Below are 15,429 nucleotides of genomic sequence, written 5' to 3'. Positions count from 1 at the left end.
GGCTTACTCTTGGTTCTGATTGACAGGAATGGGATCGATACGTACCACCACACTCATTCCTGAGCGAATACGAGCGTCGGGCTTAGATGGTCGTGCCTTAACCTCAAAAGTACGCACATCAAAACCATCATCGTTATTAGTCGGACGCCAAGTAGCAAAGTCTGATAAGGATGAAGATGCATAAACGGTAAACTGTTTTGTGTAAGGTTTATCCGCTGATGACAACGCTGGAATAGTCCCCATAAATGTCTGACCAATAGCAAATTGGTTTAAATATGACTCAGTGACATTAAGTACTACCCATTGATCGTTAGTATCTACCAGCGTCAGGAGTGGAACTCCTTGACCGATGACTTCTCCAGCACTCACAATGACATTATCGACGATACCAGCGATAGGACTTCTTAGGCTTGCTTCCTCTTTTGCCACTAACGCTTCATCGAGCTTTGCATCGACCTGTGCGACTTGTGCTGTAGCTGCGAACACATCTTCAGTACGTGTGCCTTCTAGCGCCAGGTCATACTGCAAGCGAGCCGCTTCGGTTTGGTCTTGAGTGGCAAGATATTGCGCATATGCCTCATCGCGCTTCTGCCTCGCCATCAATCCTTCTTCGTAAAGGCGATTCACACGCTGATAGGTGTTTTCTGCCAAATCAGACGCGGCTTTATTGGCCTGCCAAGCGGCTTTTGCTTGAGCAATTTCTTGCGGGCGAGCACCATTTTCTGCTTTGTCTAATTGGCTTTGTGCGATTTGTTTACCAGCACGTGCTTGATTAATCTTGGCATTAATCTCAGGCGAATCCATTTCAACCAGTTGTTGACCTGCTGTAACTGTATCACCCTCTGTTACCATGATTTGGGCGATACGCCCTGGCACTTTTGCAGCAATAGACGTTTGCTGCATCTGCATTTGTCCTTGCAGCGTAATAACTTCTGGCTCGCTATGCGCATTACTTTTATATAAGCCATACGCAATGATACCAAGGGCAATCAGTATAAATAGCGCAAGCAAGGCTTTTTTTGTACGTGCAGACTTGTCAGTTTTAGAATGATTACGATTATAAGCAGGTGTCGGTTGCTCTGGTTCGATATCAGGTATGTCTTTTACAGGATCGACTGAATTTTGTGCATCTTGAGAGGTCACTAACTCGGTTGCATCAGTTGATTTATTTGAGTCGTCTGATTCGCGTGGTAATTCAGTCATGACAATGAGATTCCTAAAGCAACAAAGTTGAAAATAAAGGGTTTATTACTAGTACACTCGAACCGCATAAGGCTTGGCGTTGTCTATGGTTTCAGAATTAAAAATAGCACCAAGGGCGACAATAAATGCTGAATAATAGAGCCACAGCATAATGACCACAGCAGCTGAAAGCGCGCCAAACTCAGCACTATAGTTGTTGAAATTTTGCACATAAACTGAAAACAAGATGGACAGTACAATCCATAAAACCGTTGCTAGTGCAGCACCCGGCATTAATTTTTTGAGGGCGACGGCATCACGATTTGGGGCTAGGCGATAAAGGCCCAAAAAGCTTAAAAATATGATACCTGTCAATATTGGCCACCTGCTCCAAAGCGCCATCGTCTTCGCTATTTGGGGGAAAGGGAAATAGGCCGCCGCCAAAGGAATAATCGCGATAGAGGAAACCGCTATAATCAATACGACTACTGCTGCAAAAGTCAAACCAACTGCGCGAATCGTGCTCTGTATAAAACTGCGCTCTTGAGTGATATGAAACGCAAGGTTAATAAGAATAATTAGAGATTTGACACCTTTAGAGCCAGCATAAAGTGCGAGCAAGGATGATATTAGCAGGCTAAAAGTCAGTGTAGACGTGGTTGTAGAAACCAAGTCATTCAGACGTGAGTTAAGTACTTCATATACTGTATCAGGAATAAACTGACTCAAAAGTGAGATTTGCTCTTGCATCTCAGCAGGCGAAAACGCCAGACCATAAAGCAGTACAAATACTGCCATCACTGGAAAAATTGATAAAAAACCAAAGAAACCTACGCTTGCGCAATGCGCCCAAACATTAGAGTTGTTTGCAATTTTCCATGCCTTTAGTAACGTCTGCAGCCAGTTTTTTGTCGATTTAGCAGTCAATTCTTTCATAAAAACAGGTATTCACAATAGGGTTAGTAATAGTATGTTCGTTGTCGGCTTCATGATAATACAAGGCGTTTATCAACACGACTTATGGCTTCTCACGTCGCATCATTGTTCAGTATATAAAGTAGGCAGTTGAATGTCAGCAGCATTAAGATAAGCATTGAAGGCAAGTGGTGTCCCGCAGCTTTGCATGAGTGCAGCCAATGATTGTACATAGTCATTAGCAGCTTGTGCTTGTTCAGTACGTGCCTTAAGCGATTGCGTCTGTGCTTGCACCACGTCGACAGTGGTATTTACACCTTCTTGTAATCCTAAGCGTCGCAATCGCAATACTTCTGCGGCCAAATCAACATTACTTTGTAATGCCTGATAGCGTGATTGGGCATTATTGACATCGTGCCAGTTTTTTTCTACCAGTAGTAGTAGATTGTCACTGACTTCAATTTCAGAGAGATCGGCCTGACGTATTTGGGCATTGCTTGATGCTAACGATGCGGTTTTATCGAGTCCGCCCCATAGCTTCCAGCTAGCAGAGATACCAGCGACCCAGCTTGGATCCTTTTCCACCTGACCATAACCGTATAGCAATACCGTAGGCTTGTAGCCTGTATCTGATAACGCATGTAATTGCTGAGCCTGTGCGCGCTTGGCTGCAACTTTTTGTAGTCCAGGATGGTTGTTTAGCGCCAAGTCCTGAAAGTAGCTCACATCTGGTAGAGGGCGACTTGAAACAAATAAGGGTGTGGTTGGCTTGATACGGTAGTCGGTACGTAGTAGACGCTGTAGCGCAATCATGGCTAGTCGCGCGTCGTTATTCGCATTGACGGACTCGCTTTTGGCATCCGCAAGAGCCGACTGTGCCTCTAGTCTATCGACACGTGAGATAAAACCTTCTTCAAACAAGCGTTCGGCCATATGGTCGGTCTGCTGCAACGTATCGTAAGCATCTTCTCGCAAGTAAGCGGCGATAATCGCTAGTTGTGCCTTAAAATAACGTTCAATCAACGTATTATAAAGCTCATTTTTATCCAGTACGCTATCAGCCATAGCTTCTTGAGTACGAGCGTCTGAGGCACCAGTCAGCGCGTCTGTACGTCCAGCAGTATAAACAGGCCAAACGACACCAAGACCTGCGCCTGATGTAGAGCCTGAGCGCTTGAGGTTGTAGGAGTCGGGAATACGCTCACCGACCAGTTCACCAAAGTCTGGTAGGTCTGCTGTAGGAGGAACTATGTTATCTACACCATTGTTTACTTCGTTGACGATACCGCTTCTGAGAGAAGACAAGTCTATGTCCTCATCCAAATGATAGGCACTGGCAGATACTCGAGCAAATACGAGCGGATTGTCAATGGTTCTGAGCGCGTCAGTTTGGTATTCGCTGGCGGCAATCGCTGCTTGATTGGCAGCAATTTTAGGTGATACTTGTACCAGAAGCTTTTGCGCTTGCTCTAAGCTCAAAAAGCTTGAGACGTCGAGTGCATAGCTGTTATCAACAGCTTTATGTGTGATAGGGTCAACAAGCGTAGACAGTGTCTGCGATTCAGCGTTTTGAGGGTTTGGCACTGTATCAAAAGGCGCTACAGCTGGTTTATCATTATCAGTCGGACTACCAGTATCTATGATTTGTGTTACCGCCACTGGTGTAACATCATCTGACACTTTTATACTGTCAGCGTCAGTGCTCGCATAAGTCATGAGAGGCACGCTCATAACTGCAACTGCCATCATAGCAGTCGGTAGCGCTGATAAAATGAATTTCATAAGTCACATAAGCCATTAATTAGAATGTAAGGTATTATAAAATAAGGAACAGTACCAATAGATTTCATTGCTCAGAATATAAAGTCGCTAAACTATTATAGACTATTCGTTAGCTCGCAAAAAATAATGCTCAAATAAATTATTCATATTCTAATATCAAAATAAGTCTAGATTGAAAGCACTAAAAAATGGACATTCGTCATAAGAGGTACACTGTAGAGCCACAATGGTGACGGGTCAATGCTCAGTATTTTGTTGTTTTCTATTGTGTGACGAGTAGCAGTATGATAGAGGTCTGATTTAATTTTTAAATATCTGTTTATAAGTAACAACATAGCCAATAAAGCGTTTTAGATTCAAGCGATTTATTTTTAAATAGTTTTTGTTTTTAATCTTACTATGAAGAAATTTAGGCAGTAATTAACAAATAGAAAATGCTCAATAAGTATCAGTCAATAAGCAGCAATTGATAAGTAGCAGTCAATGAATAGTCACTAAATGGCTATCAAATAGAATAAACAATATTAGCAGAGGGTGTGTCATGGCAGGGTATATTTTAGCGTTGGATCAAGGAACCACATCGAGTCGAGCGATATTGTACGATGATCATGCGCGTCCTATCAAAATGGTACAACAGCCAACGACACTGCAAACACCAAGGACTGGATTCGTTGAACAAGATGCACTGCAAATTTGGCAAACTCAGATCAGCTGTGCGCATGATGTGATTAATCGGGCAGGATTGCTTGCTACTGATGTTACCAGTATCGCGATTACCAATCAGCGCGAGTCGATTGTGATGTGGGATAAGCAAACTGGTAAGCCATTGGCTCCCGCCATCATTTGGCAGGACAGGCGTACCGCGGATTACTGTAAGACGCTCGCTACTGAAAGTGTTAGCAATAGTATGAATGACAGTGCTTATCAGAGCGCTGATAGCGTTGATATGGCACATGAAGTACAGCGTATTACAGGTCTGCGTTTAGACCCATATTTTAGCGCCAGTAAAATTGCTTGGTTACTCGAAAACAATCCAAAGCTTAGTGTGCGATCCAGCCGAGGCGAGATAGCGGTCGGCACCATTGATAGTTGGCTAATCTATAAGCTCACAGGTGGTGAGCATGTTATTGATGTAACCAACGCCTCTCGTACGTTATTATTTGATATCCATAAGCTGGCATGGTCAGAGGCACTTTGTGACCGTTTTGCCATACCTATGAATATATTACCTAAAGTACTACCGTCCGACGGTGATTTTGGCAAAACCAAGAAAGGCCTGTTTGCAAAGCAAATACCTATTCAAGCAGTACTGGGTGACCAACAAGCCGCACTTTTTGGGCAAGGTTGCCTTGATGCGGGGATGGCCAAAAATACTTATGGTACAGGCTGTTTTATGTTGATGAATATAGGCCAGCAGCCAAAGTTGAGTGAGCATAAGCTACTAACCACCGTTGCATGGCAGCGCAAAACGTCACCAACTCGTCCAGATAATTTGTCGTTTGACCAACTTGTACAATCAGGCAAACGTATGCTACAACCACCCAAAAAAGAAGTCACTTATGCCTTAGAGGGCAGTATCTTTATGGCAGGCGCTATCGTTCAATGGCTACGTGACAATCTGGGTATCATTGAACAGAGCAGCGATATCGAAGATCTAGCCCGTCAAGTAGACAGCAGCAAAGATGTGGTATTGCTACCTGCGTTCACAGGATTGGGCGCGCCTTATTGGCGTTCTGATATCAGTGCTAGTATCATTGGCATGAGCCGAGGCACTACCAAAGCTCATATTGCTCGCGCTGCATTAGAGGCCGTTGCTTACCAAACCTATGATGTGCTTATCGCTATGCAGAAGGATAGTCCTCATCCTTTGACTGAGCTTAGAGTAGATGGCGGCGCTGCAAACAACGATTTACTGATGCAATTCCAAGCAGATTTATTAGGGGTTCCGGTATTACGTCCTAGAGATACGGAAATTACGGCGAAGGGTGCGGCACTACTTGCAGGTTTAAAGACTGGGCTGTACGATGAGTCGACAATGAAGGCTTCATGGCAGGTAGATCGCGTTTTTGAACCGAACATGTCGATTGATGCTCGTGAACAACATCTTGCTAAATGGCAACGAGCTATAGATAGGTCTTTGATGCCGCTATCAAGTTGATTTACTTAGTAAATTTATTATCATAATACATTCAAAATTACTCAAAATATGATGCTGCTGTACATAAATGTGATAAAGATACAGGCTGTAACCTAACGCAATCGCAATGTGGACATAGATTACATAATCGGACTATCTGAGGCTATTCAAAAATTCTTATACTTTAATTGAATTCAACAAGAACGCTAAATTCTTAGTGAATGAGAAGTTAAATAAATAAAAATAATTTAAGGATAATAATATGAATAACCACGATGTACATATGAACGACCATGATGGTATAGACCGTAGTCATGATGCGATTGATCGTAGTGAAGTAAAGCACATGTCAAAAGAGACCAAAGAAGACTTGAACGCAGATATCATCACCGGTGAGCCAGGCTCTCATCCAGTCGGTACAGGCATCGGCGGCGTAGGCGGTGCAGCAGCAGGTGCAGCTATCGGTACGATGGCAGGACCGTTGGGTACGCTGATTGGTGGTGCTATTGGTGCAGTCGTTGGTGGCGGTGCAGGACATGCGGCAGCGGAAGCAATTGATCCGACTCATGAAGAAGCATACTGGCGTGCGGAATATGCAAATGCTGATTATTTTAAAGAAGGGTATGACTTCGACCGTGATATGCATCCAGCATATGCAGTCGGCTATGCGAACCGTGCTCGTTATCCAGTAGACGCACGTTTTGAAGACCATGAAGCAGATCTAGAGCGTTCATGGCATGAAGTGAAAGGCGAGTCTCGCTTGGAATGGAATGAAGCACGTCAAGCGTCACGTGATGCGTGGCACCGTGTATCATAATAAACAATTAATGAAACTGTGACTTAATTGTTTTAGTGAACGAAGCCTATTAGTAATTGATTGGTACATGAGATTGCTATTTTATTGCACAAAATAGATTGATTGTATTTTCAGTTCTATTAGTAGTTTCACTTATCAATATATATGCTATTTTAAAACTTCCAAAGTTAAACTTTGGAAGTTTTTTTATGCTTAAAGTTTATAAAGTATGCATATATGTGAATATTATGTATTATAATAATGGGTACGATGAGGAATATATGAGTAATAGTGCTGAGGGTGGCAAACAATTCTATATCGCGACGGCAAACTTATTGAACTTCGCGAACCCTAATCGAACTTACTATGAAAATGCCCCAGCCTATGACAATGAAGCTTATGAACATAAGCTGCGAGGTCTTACAGGTTTGTTGGCTAAAGCACATGCTGATATTATCGCAGTACAAGAGGTTTGGGATAGTGATGCACTAGAGGCGTTAGCGGTTTCGTTAGGTTTTAAGCCTGAGCAAGCGGTCATTCCACTCGCAAGTAACGATAGCACCAATACTTATACCAAAGGCTTAGGTGCACAGAATACACCTGCTGTGGGTATCATCAGCCGATTTGAGCAATTAGAAACCAGTTTATTAGAGGATATAGCACCAAAAGCTATTATTGATGTACCTGATATCGGTCCTTATAAGTGTTTTAATCGTCCTCCACTAGTGTTGCGTGTTGACGCGTACGGGCAGCCAATTACTGTCATTACAGCACATTTAAAAAGCAAACGTGCTTTTTTCTTACGTGATGAAAACGGCAACCTGTTAGAGGACATGGACGATCCAAACATTCGAGTTCGCGCCAAACTTCGTAGTCTATGTATGCGCGCGGCAGAAGCGGCCTCTATCCGTATGTCTATCATAGAGCGATTGCACCATACTCGTGAGCCATTGATTATATTGGGTGATATGAATGATGTCACAGGTAGCGTAACCACTCAGTTGATGACAGAAACTGGGGAGGTCAACTACGATAAAAGTATGCGTGATGTCGCACTTTTTGATGCTGCTCGTATTCAGGCACAGTATGGTTGGATGAAAGATGTCGCCTATACCCATATATATCAAGGCATGCCAGAAATTATCGATCAGTTATTTGTCTCAGAAGAGTTTTTGCCTGATAGTAAGTTTTCGCTCGGTCATGTAGAGCGGGTGGATTATTTTAACGATCATTTGAAGTGGGACTATGACGATAGAGTGACCGATCATGGTATTATAAGGGCGAAAATAAAACTCAATGACTAACTTTATAAAATTAGACGGTTAGCTCTATTAAATTGCTGATCGTTGTATTGTTTTTAACCTATTCATGTCCCTTGCTTGATACTATGCAAGCGTTTATGATAATTCTCCATTGAATACAGTAGTGACCGTACAGGCTTTATATTTTAGCCAAAGGTTAATAGTCCTTCATTTGAGGGTAGGTACTATTCAATGAAGATTATATTTATAAAATAGGGCGCAACATTTAAGAGATTCACAATGAGTGATAATAAAGACGAAAAGATTGAAGATGTGCTGGTAGATTCGGAGTTGGCAAAGAAGCTTGTACCTAATAAGTTTAAGTTTACTAGCCAGCAAGGTCGTGCACGTCGTCAAAAACTATTGGCTGGTGCCAAAAAGTTGAGCGAAACACATGCTATTAACGATATAACGTTAGCAGCTGTATGTGAAGAAGCGGGCATACCAAGAGCTTCTGCTTACCATTTTTTTCCTAATATCGAAGCAATATTTTTAGCATTGCGTTTTTTAAATGCGATTGAAATATTAGAGATGGTAGAGACGGTCGATATTGGCAACTATGACAGATGGCAAGGGTATCTAACGGCGCTTATCGATCATTGTATTACGATATTTCATAACGACAAAACCAAAGCCAAGCTTATTTATGACACCAATACACCTGATTTTGAAGGTGATAGCTTTGGTGAAGATATGGATCATCAAATCGTTAATGTCGTGTATAAGCGTTTGTCAGAGCGTTATGAAATGCCAAACTTCCATGATATCCAAGATACCTTGTTGATTGCTTATAGCATTGTAAATGCCATATTCACGTTATCGTATCGCCGTCATCAGAGTATTACTGAAGAGTATATTCAAGAAGCAAATACAGCGTTTATTGCTTATTTACGTTGTTATCTACCAGAAAAATTACCACGTAAAAACCGCTAATTAAGCTTACTTTAAACATAAAAAAGCCGACGAATATGTTGGCTTTTTTATGTCTGATTTTTAGCATAAGATTGGAAGTAATAGAGATGAATACTTCTAGTAAAATAACCGTAGCCTAACGGTTAGATGTCAAATCTTGTCCACGACAAGTATCATCGCTTGCATCTAAAGGCGCGTACTGCTTATAGTAGTTGGCTATTGACTTCTCTAGTGCTACATTGGTCTGTGAGTCATTTGTATTGACATAAGCTTCGCGGGCCTGCTCAAGCCAACGGTCTGCCATGCGAAAGTGCATACTAGATTCGCGCCAACCTCGCGCGCATTGATTGGTTGCCGCCCAGATCAAAGCCACTTCACTAAACGCCATTTCGCGTGGTGCTGATTTTATGCCATCACCGTCTTTAAGTGCGCTTAAAGCTGCCCATAAGTCTGGTCGCATCAAGGCAGAGGTAGATGGGATATTTTGGTGCAAGCTCAAGTCTTGTACCGTATTACTATCTAGTGCTTGCAATATAGGCTCTGCCATTTCTAATGCAACTTGACCCGCGGATGAGCGGCTATTCATACTGTCTTGATGAATGGCATAGTTCAACCATGCTTGCGCTTTATAGGCAAAATACTGTTGAGCTACTGTCTTGTCCTGTTGTTGATAAGGCTCTAGCTGAGCTACCATACAATTTAACAGGCGCTGTTGTTCACTTTGATATTTATAAGAGTGTGCTTGTGTCTGACTATCATCGCGGCAGTATTCAGCCATGCTAGTAGAATTGGCCATTTGAACAGACTCACTCTCAGCTATAGCAGGCTGCATGAAGGTTAACGAAAACAAGGCTGACAATGTAACGCATAGTGAGCGCTTGAAAGGTGCTGCTTTGATGGCTGAATCAAACATGGTGTAAACCTTATGTTAAGGTAATAAATATTGGTATTATTTACCATTACTAGGGCTGACTTAATTTTTTATTGCATGATGGACCAATTAGTCATAAGACAATCGTCATACTGTCATGAGGTTGTACTTGCGATAGTATCATTCGATTACAATGCAGAGTTTCTGCTTAGACGCTGGTTCTTACGTGGATCTTCACGTTTGAATAAGTCTTCATCGAACTTAAAGCGCAATCTAAAGTAAGCGCCTTGCTGAGTGCTATCGTCATAAGCAATATCTTCATCTTCAAAGCCCATGAAGTTATAACCAAGTGATAACCAAAGGTTGGTCATTGGGCTATAACCCACTTCTGCACCAAGCATATAAGTCAAGTCATTCGCCTGATCGTTCCAGTACGTACCGGCTTGCAAACCGATATCCCAGCGCTCACTGATGTCATAAAGCCCGCGACCATAAACAGCGTGAGCCGTGTTATTGCTGGTTAAGCTGTCTGCTTCGTACTCTGTATACTTACCAGCGTAACGACCAGATAGCGTCAATGGACGCGTAGGATGGTAATTACCGTTCCATGACCAAATCATGGTGTCTTCTTGGTAAGCGTCATCGCCAGTATTGTTATCGTCCAAACGATATTCGAATTTTGCAAGCATATCTAGCTGATTGCTATCGTAGTCACGATACGCAGCACCTAACTGAAAACGATTGATAGTGCGATCGCCATCACTATAGTCAGTGCGTGAATAGGTATCTTTTGCTAAGAAGGTAACCTCATCAGTATAGCGATAAGCGATACCAGCACTACCAAGTAAGCTATCACTTGTTTCGCCCCAGCGTTTTTCGATACGTCCTGATGTTTTGTAATCCTCTTTAGCAAGATACTCAACGCCTACACCGATAGCTGTTGCAGTGTTGTTTTCTTCACCTTCAAGAGATTCAACACGCTCAAACAAGGTATTTAACGTTAAACCTTCTTGCACATACCATTTGTTTTTTAGGCCAAGAGCTGCTTCAGCTTCGCGAGCGCTAATGGCATCACTCATGCGGTATTCGCTATATACTTTACCGTCTTTCATGTAATTTGCATCAAAACCAAATACGGTACGTTGACGCTCATCCGTATCATCAAGACCATAAGTACCAGATAGGCTATTAATCAAATCGTGACGTGCGTATAGACGACCCAAATTACCAAGCGCTGTTTCACCACCGATAGAAGTTGCATTACGTGAGCTGTTTTCGATATCTTGCTCATACTCTGCAAATACCAAGCTATCATTCAACTTAGGTAGACGAGAGGTAAGACGAGCACGAACAGTCGTACCTTCAATATCTTCTTCAGCGTTACTCACGCCACTCAACGCTGATTGATTGATAATGTCATCATTAAACAGAGTGTCGTCTGTAATATCTACAACGTCTGTCGCTGCTTGAGTATTACGTGAGGCAGCAGTCGCGTCTTGCTTGTAATAACGAACCCCAATTTCACCAACGATGTTTTCACTTAAACGATGTTCAACGCTAGCTTGTACGCCTTCACGGCTGGCATCAGTAGTATGCTCTTCTGTGCGTACACCTTCTAGCTTTAGCGCGGTTTTATTATTGTCTAACTTGTGAGTGACTTCTACACCAGACTCAGTACGTCCAGCAGTAAGCGGTGATGCACCAGTGACAAAGCCTTCATCGGCATCATTATAATAAGCTTTAGCAAGCGTGTTTTTCTTATTGTCAAAATCAAGCTCAATACGTAGTGCGTTACCTTCAGCATCACTATCGGTCAGTTCTGTCGCATTGATTTGATTGCTTGACTGAAAATTTGGGTTTTCAGCTTTATTCATCGCGTATTCGGCGACCAACTTTAGCTTATCATTGAATTTAACAACACTATTAACACTAGCCAGCTCTTCTTTATTCAGTGGGTCATCACTATTCACATAGCTACCACCGAGGGCGACTTTATTCGTTAGTTGCTGTTTCGCTGCAATACCACCAACCAAATACTCTTCACCACCTTCATCAACTTCGACAGTGACACGGATGTAGATAGGGTTGCCTGCGATATCTTGACTAGCAATCGGTGAAGTCAAAAATAAGCTACGGCTGATAGGGTCAATCTCATAATCAGCAAAGCGAGTAAGCGTCTCACGATTGATAATAAGCCCAGGGTTATCGGCGTCACGAGTAATAACTTCAACGATTTCAGAGTTTTCTAATACCGCATCAAAGTTTTCAGCCAATGGATATGGACCTGAAATGCCCAAACCGCGAGTCTCATTTACCCGTTGGCTAGTACTGGTCTCTGCTAAAAAAGTAGTAATGCGAGTATCGCTGTCTTCAAATTGAGCTTTTAGACCAGTTAATGTACGGTTATATTGACCAAGCTTGATACCTTCGTCGTCATCGATCTGAGTTTTCAAATCGCCATACATAGCGAACGAGCGACCTTTATCAAGGCGCACGTAAAGCTTGCTAGTAGACTGAGCATCAAATCCTTTGGCTGATGAATCACCATAGACAGGATAGTATTCGCCAGGTTCGATATCACGGAACAAACGCTCGCCTTTTTTATCACTATCGTATGCAAGCGTTAGCAGATAGTCGCCACGCACTTTTCCTTTTAGGAACATCGCAGCACGACCAGAAGCTGTGTAATCATCATTACCAGCAAAGTCATTTAGCTCTTGCTCAAATGCGCCTTGAGCATCTGTAATGCTACCACCGTCAAAGTCTTTTAGTGAAATAGCACCTTCTACAATACCAACAGCGATCAGTGGACGTAGTTGAGCGGTGAACTGTAACGGAATGATTTGTTTACTGTTACCAGTGTCAATGACTAGCTCACCTTTACCTGGTACGCTAGGTGCAGTGACGGGAATTAGCAGCTCGCCACCAGAAACAGTGACTTGAGTGCCTGCTTTATCTTGACTGCCATCTTTTAGATTCACTCGGCCGATATTTGTGTCGATAGTAATCGGTGTTGACGCAATGTAGGGACGACCATCACGATCTTTTAGACTAATAACTACCTGATATTCACTAATACCGTCAGCTGGTACTAACTGTGCTTGAGTACGGTAGTCGATAGCTTGTAAGCTATCAGAAGTTAATACTTTGATAGTTTGCTCAGAGATGACCTGACCATTTATGTCCGTTGCGACACCGCGCAATATATTCTTGCCACGCTGTAAATCAACAGCATAGTAATCGAAAGCCGTTACATTCTGTTTCTCTTGCTCAGCAGTTTTACCTATTTTTTGTTCTGACACAGCTTTGCCATTGGCATATAGTGTGAACAAAGACCCAAGTGGTGCCTGAACCTGTACCATTTGCTTATAAGTACTAAGCTGCTGGCCTTCGTTTAGATTAATAAAGGCAACATCGTTACTTGCCACTTCTTTTAAGTATTCTTCGAGCTCTTTTTCTACTGGCGGAGCAACAGTGGTTACCGCCATATCAACACGGCTATCTGCTGAATTGACCATGTCATTAACGATAGCCGAATCACAGCTGTTACCAAGATCTAAATCACCGTTGATGTTACAGCCACTAGCATCTACATTATCAGTGTTATCGGTATTATAGTCAGGATCTAAAGTTAGCTCGGTTTTTACGGCTTGTTCTAACGTGTCGTTTTTCGCATCTACTAGTTTGCTACGAGCAATTAACTCAGCGTTCAAGCGCTCAGTACTATCTGCCATACCGCCAACGATCGCAAAATCCGCACGGTGTAATTCGCCGTATTTCAAATCAACAAAACGGCTACCAGCGTCACCAGCATTACGATTGCTTTGAGTAACCAGTTCAGTTTCTCGAGGGATAGTAGTACGATCGACCTTTAGTACGTGTGTTTTGGCACTGACACCGTAGAAGTTATATTTACCTTCAGGGTCGGTCACGATAAAGTTACCGTTTTCCATGTAGATACGTACACCAGCGACACCAAGCTCACCATCTTCTTTTTGCTGAATACCATCACGGTTGATATCGTGATAGACCTTACCGACGATAATACCGTCAGTATTCATCACGCCGCGTTCTACATCAATCTTCCACTGCGCTTCTCTCGAGCCTACGCTTTGTCCTTGGTCATTTCTAGCAACGGCGGTGGCACGGTTAATGCCATCGCCGCCTAGCGATGACGCACCGATTAGTACGCGATAAGTAATTTTTTTACTTTCGCCAACTGCCATGTTCCCTAAGTTTAATACTTGATATTTCCCATCAGCTTTAAACTCTGTGGTCTGTGCTTGGTTGATATCAACATCAGTCGTTGGGCTAACACTGACACTATTCTCAACGTAGTCAAAACCACGTGGTAAGGCATCTTTTAGTTGTACATCGTAAGCAGTCGATTTGCCGTTGTTGCTAATATCGATAGTATAGCTAACATAATCACCAAGCTCTGCAGTTTTGACATCGCTTTCTTTGGTGACGACTAGGCTTGCATTATTATCAATGATGTTTACTTGAGTATTTAAATTATCGATACGTACAGTAAGATCACTATCATTTGGTAGCTGATCGGCACCTGTACCAACAGAAGGATCGATACAAGCGGTTAAATCAGCAGTCAACGTATCATCGACCAATGTCTGAATCAGTTTATCGTCAATAGCATTGGCATTGTTCTGTGTCGGTGCAGACAGGTGATACTTACCTGTATTGTTACCAGTCTCAATTCCTTTGAAAGAATAGGTATCACCAGTCATTGGCGACTTAACAGTAACCCATACTTGATCAGGTTTATCAGATTGCACGTTGCACTGAGCATAACTGGCATCAATATAAACGTTGTCACCGATTTGCGAGTCGGTTTTAGTACCATCGAATTGAGGAGTCGTAAATTTGATTTCAGGTTCGATAATGAGCAGTCTATCGATGGCTTCGACAGCGGCTATTGATGGATCTTCCAGTATGATAGCGCCAATTTTCACATCGGCAGTATCGCCATCTTCACCATTGGCATCTGATAAAGCCTGTACGATAAGCTGAATACTTTCACTCTGACCAAGTTTGATCTGAGCGCTCAGGTTATCAAGAATCAATTGTCTATCGTCACTATCGACAATGCCGTTTTTATTTAAATCTTGATAAACTTGTAAATTAGATAGAGTAGGCGAAACGTTTAGCGTTAGCTCAACAGTCTGATCACTATAGCTGGTATTACTCAGTACGTTAGTCCAGCTTACCTGTGTATTAGGCATGACTGTGCGTACAGCATGCTGAGTCAAGCTGATACCGTATTCAGGTAGATTTGAAGATTTCACTTGTACTTGGTTTGAGCCAGCGCTAATAGTAGCGCTAGTCTCACTGTCAACATTATAGCTGGCCTGAGCGGTGTTATTGATTAGCTGTACTAATGAGTCGGTTGCAGCAGAGGCGGTATTCGATTGCATAAGCAACATTGCAAATGACAGCGCTGAAATTTTCGCTGTACACAAGGTGATGTTTTTAGACGTATTGATTACAGTAGATGTCATAATAGGTCGCTTATCCA

The 15,429-nt window shown here is 42.6% G+C and carries 9 protein-coding genes; 4 read left to right on the top strand and 5 right to left on the bottom strand.

The window, feature by feature from the left end; translation table 11 throughout:
- Positions 1-3: 3 nt before the first annotated feature.
- The 3 genes from ACT3QN_RS00800 to ACT3QN_RS00790 all read right to left on the bottom strand — a co-directional run bounded on the left by ACT3QN_RS00800 (position 4) and on the right by ACT3QN_RS00790 (position 3,879).
- Entirely contained in the window at positions 4-1,203 is a 1,200-nt protein-coding gene (locus ACT3QN_RS00800) for an HlyD family secretion protein (protein ID WP_444528715.1), read from the bottom strand.
- Positions 1,204-1,251: 48 nt separating this feature from the next.
- On the bottom strand, positions 1,252-2,118 hold the full coding sequence (locus tag ACT3QN_RS00795; RefSeq protein ID WP_444521939.1) for a YihY/virulence factor BrkB family protein: 867 nt from the start codon (positions 2,116-2,118) through the stop codon (positions 1,252-1,254).
- Positions 2,119-2,220: 102 nt separating this feature from the next.
- Positions 2,221-3,879: a TolC family protein gene (locus tag ACT3QN_RS00790; RefSeq protein ID WP_444521940.1), complete on the bottom strand. Its 1,659-nt coding sequence runs from the start codon at positions 3,877-3,879 to the stop codon at positions 2,221-2,223.
- A gap of 541 nt (positions 3,880-4,420) precedes the next feature.
- Between ACT3QN_RS00790 and glpK the strand changes: the two genes are divergently transcribed.
- The 4 genes from glpK (at position 4,421) to ACT3QN_RS00770 (ending at position 9,046) form a co-directional block, all read left to right on the top strand.
- On the top strand, positions 4,421-6,037 hold the full coding sequence (glpK, locus tag ACT3QN_RS00785) for a glycerol kinase GlpK (protein WP_444521941.1): 1,617 nt from the start codon (positions 4,421-4,423) through the stop codon (positions 6,035-6,037).
- 262 nt (positions 6,038-6,299) lie between these two features.
- Positions 6,300-6,833, top strand: a complete 534-nt coding sequence (locus tag ACT3QN_RS00780) for a hypothetical protein (RefSeq protein WP_444522128.1) — start codon at positions 6,300-6,302, stop codon at positions 6,831-6,833.
- Positions 6,834-7,093: 260 nt separating this feature from the next.
- Complete coding sequence (locus ACT3QN_RS00775; RefSeq protein ID WP_444521942.1) at positions 7,094-8,116, top strand: endonuclease/exonuclease/phosphatase family protein; 1,023 nt, start codon at positions 7,094-7,096, stop codon at positions 8,114-8,116.
- Between the two features lie 237 nt (positions 8,117-8,353).
- The gene (locus ACT3QN_RS00770; protein WP_444519595.1) at positions 8,354-9,046 is read left to right on the top strand and encodes a TetR/AcrR family transcriptional regulator; all 693 of its coding nucleotides are present in this window, start codon (positions 8,354-8,356) and stop codon (positions 9,044-9,046) included.
- Positions 9,047-9,161: 115 nt separating this feature from the next.
- On the opposite strand, the gene ACT3QN_RS00765 is transcribed toward ACT3QN_RS00770, so the two are convergent.
- Positions 9,162-9,938 carry a hypothetical protein gene (locus ACT3QN_RS00765; protein WP_444521943.1) on the bottom strand — a complete coding sequence of 259 codons (777 nt, stop codon included), beginning with the start codon at positions 9,936-9,938 and terminating at the stop codon, positions 9,162-9,164.
- Between the two features lie 146 nt (positions 9,939-10,084).
- Positions 10,085-15,412, bottom strand: coding sequence for a hypothetical protein (locus ACT3QN_RS00760; RefSeq protein ID WP_444521944.1), 5,328 nt, complete (start codon positions 15,410-15,412; stop codon positions 10,085-10,087).
- Between the last annotated feature and the right edge of the window lie 17 nt (positions 15,413-15,429).

The sequence above is a fragment of the Psychrobacter sp. AOP7-C1-14 genome (assembly GCF_052376135.1).
In the GTDB taxonomy this organism is placed as follows: domain Bacteria; phylum Pseudomonadota; class Gammaproteobacteria; order Pseudomonadales; family Moraxellaceae; genus Psychrobacter.
Note: the sequence above shows the minus strand (reverse complement) of the source record. Positions and strands in the feature narration are given on the sequence as shown.

Coding starts and splice junctions, on each gene's coding strand:
- ACT3QN_RS00800 (WP_444528715.1), bottom strand. CDS start 1,203: ATGACTGAATTACCACGCGAATCAGACGACTCAAATAAATCAACTGAT.
- ACT3QN_RS00795 (WP_444521939.1), bottom strand. CDS start 2,118: ATGAAAGAATTGACTGCTAAATCGACAAAAAACTGGCTGCAGACGTTA.
- ACT3QN_RS00790 (WP_444521940.1), bottom strand. CDS start 3,879: ATGAAATTCATTTTATCAGCGCTACCGACTGCTATGATGGCAGTTGCA.
- glpK (WP_444521941.1), top strand. CDS start 4,421: ATGGCAGGGTATATTTTAGCGTTGGATCAAGGAACCACATCGAGTCGA.
- ACT3QN_RS00780 (WP_444522128.1), top strand. CDS start 6,300: ATGAACGACCATGATGGTATAGACCGTAGTCATGATGCGATTGATCGT.
- ACT3QN_RS00775 (WP_444521942.1), top strand. CDS start 7,094: ATGAGTAATAGTGCTGAGGGTGGCAAACAATTCTATATCGCGACGGCA.
- ACT3QN_RS00770 (WP_444519595.1), top strand. CDS start 8,354: ATGAGTGATAATAAAGACGAAAAGATTGAAGATGTGCTGGTAGATTCG.
- ACT3QN_RS00765 (WP_444521943.1), bottom strand. CDS start 9,938: ATGTTTGATTCAGCCATCAAAGCAGCACCTTTCAAGCGCTCACTATGC.
- ACT3QN_RS00760 (WP_444521944.1), bottom strand. CDS start 15,412: ATGACATCTACTGTAATCAATACGTCTAAAAACATCACCTTGTGTACA.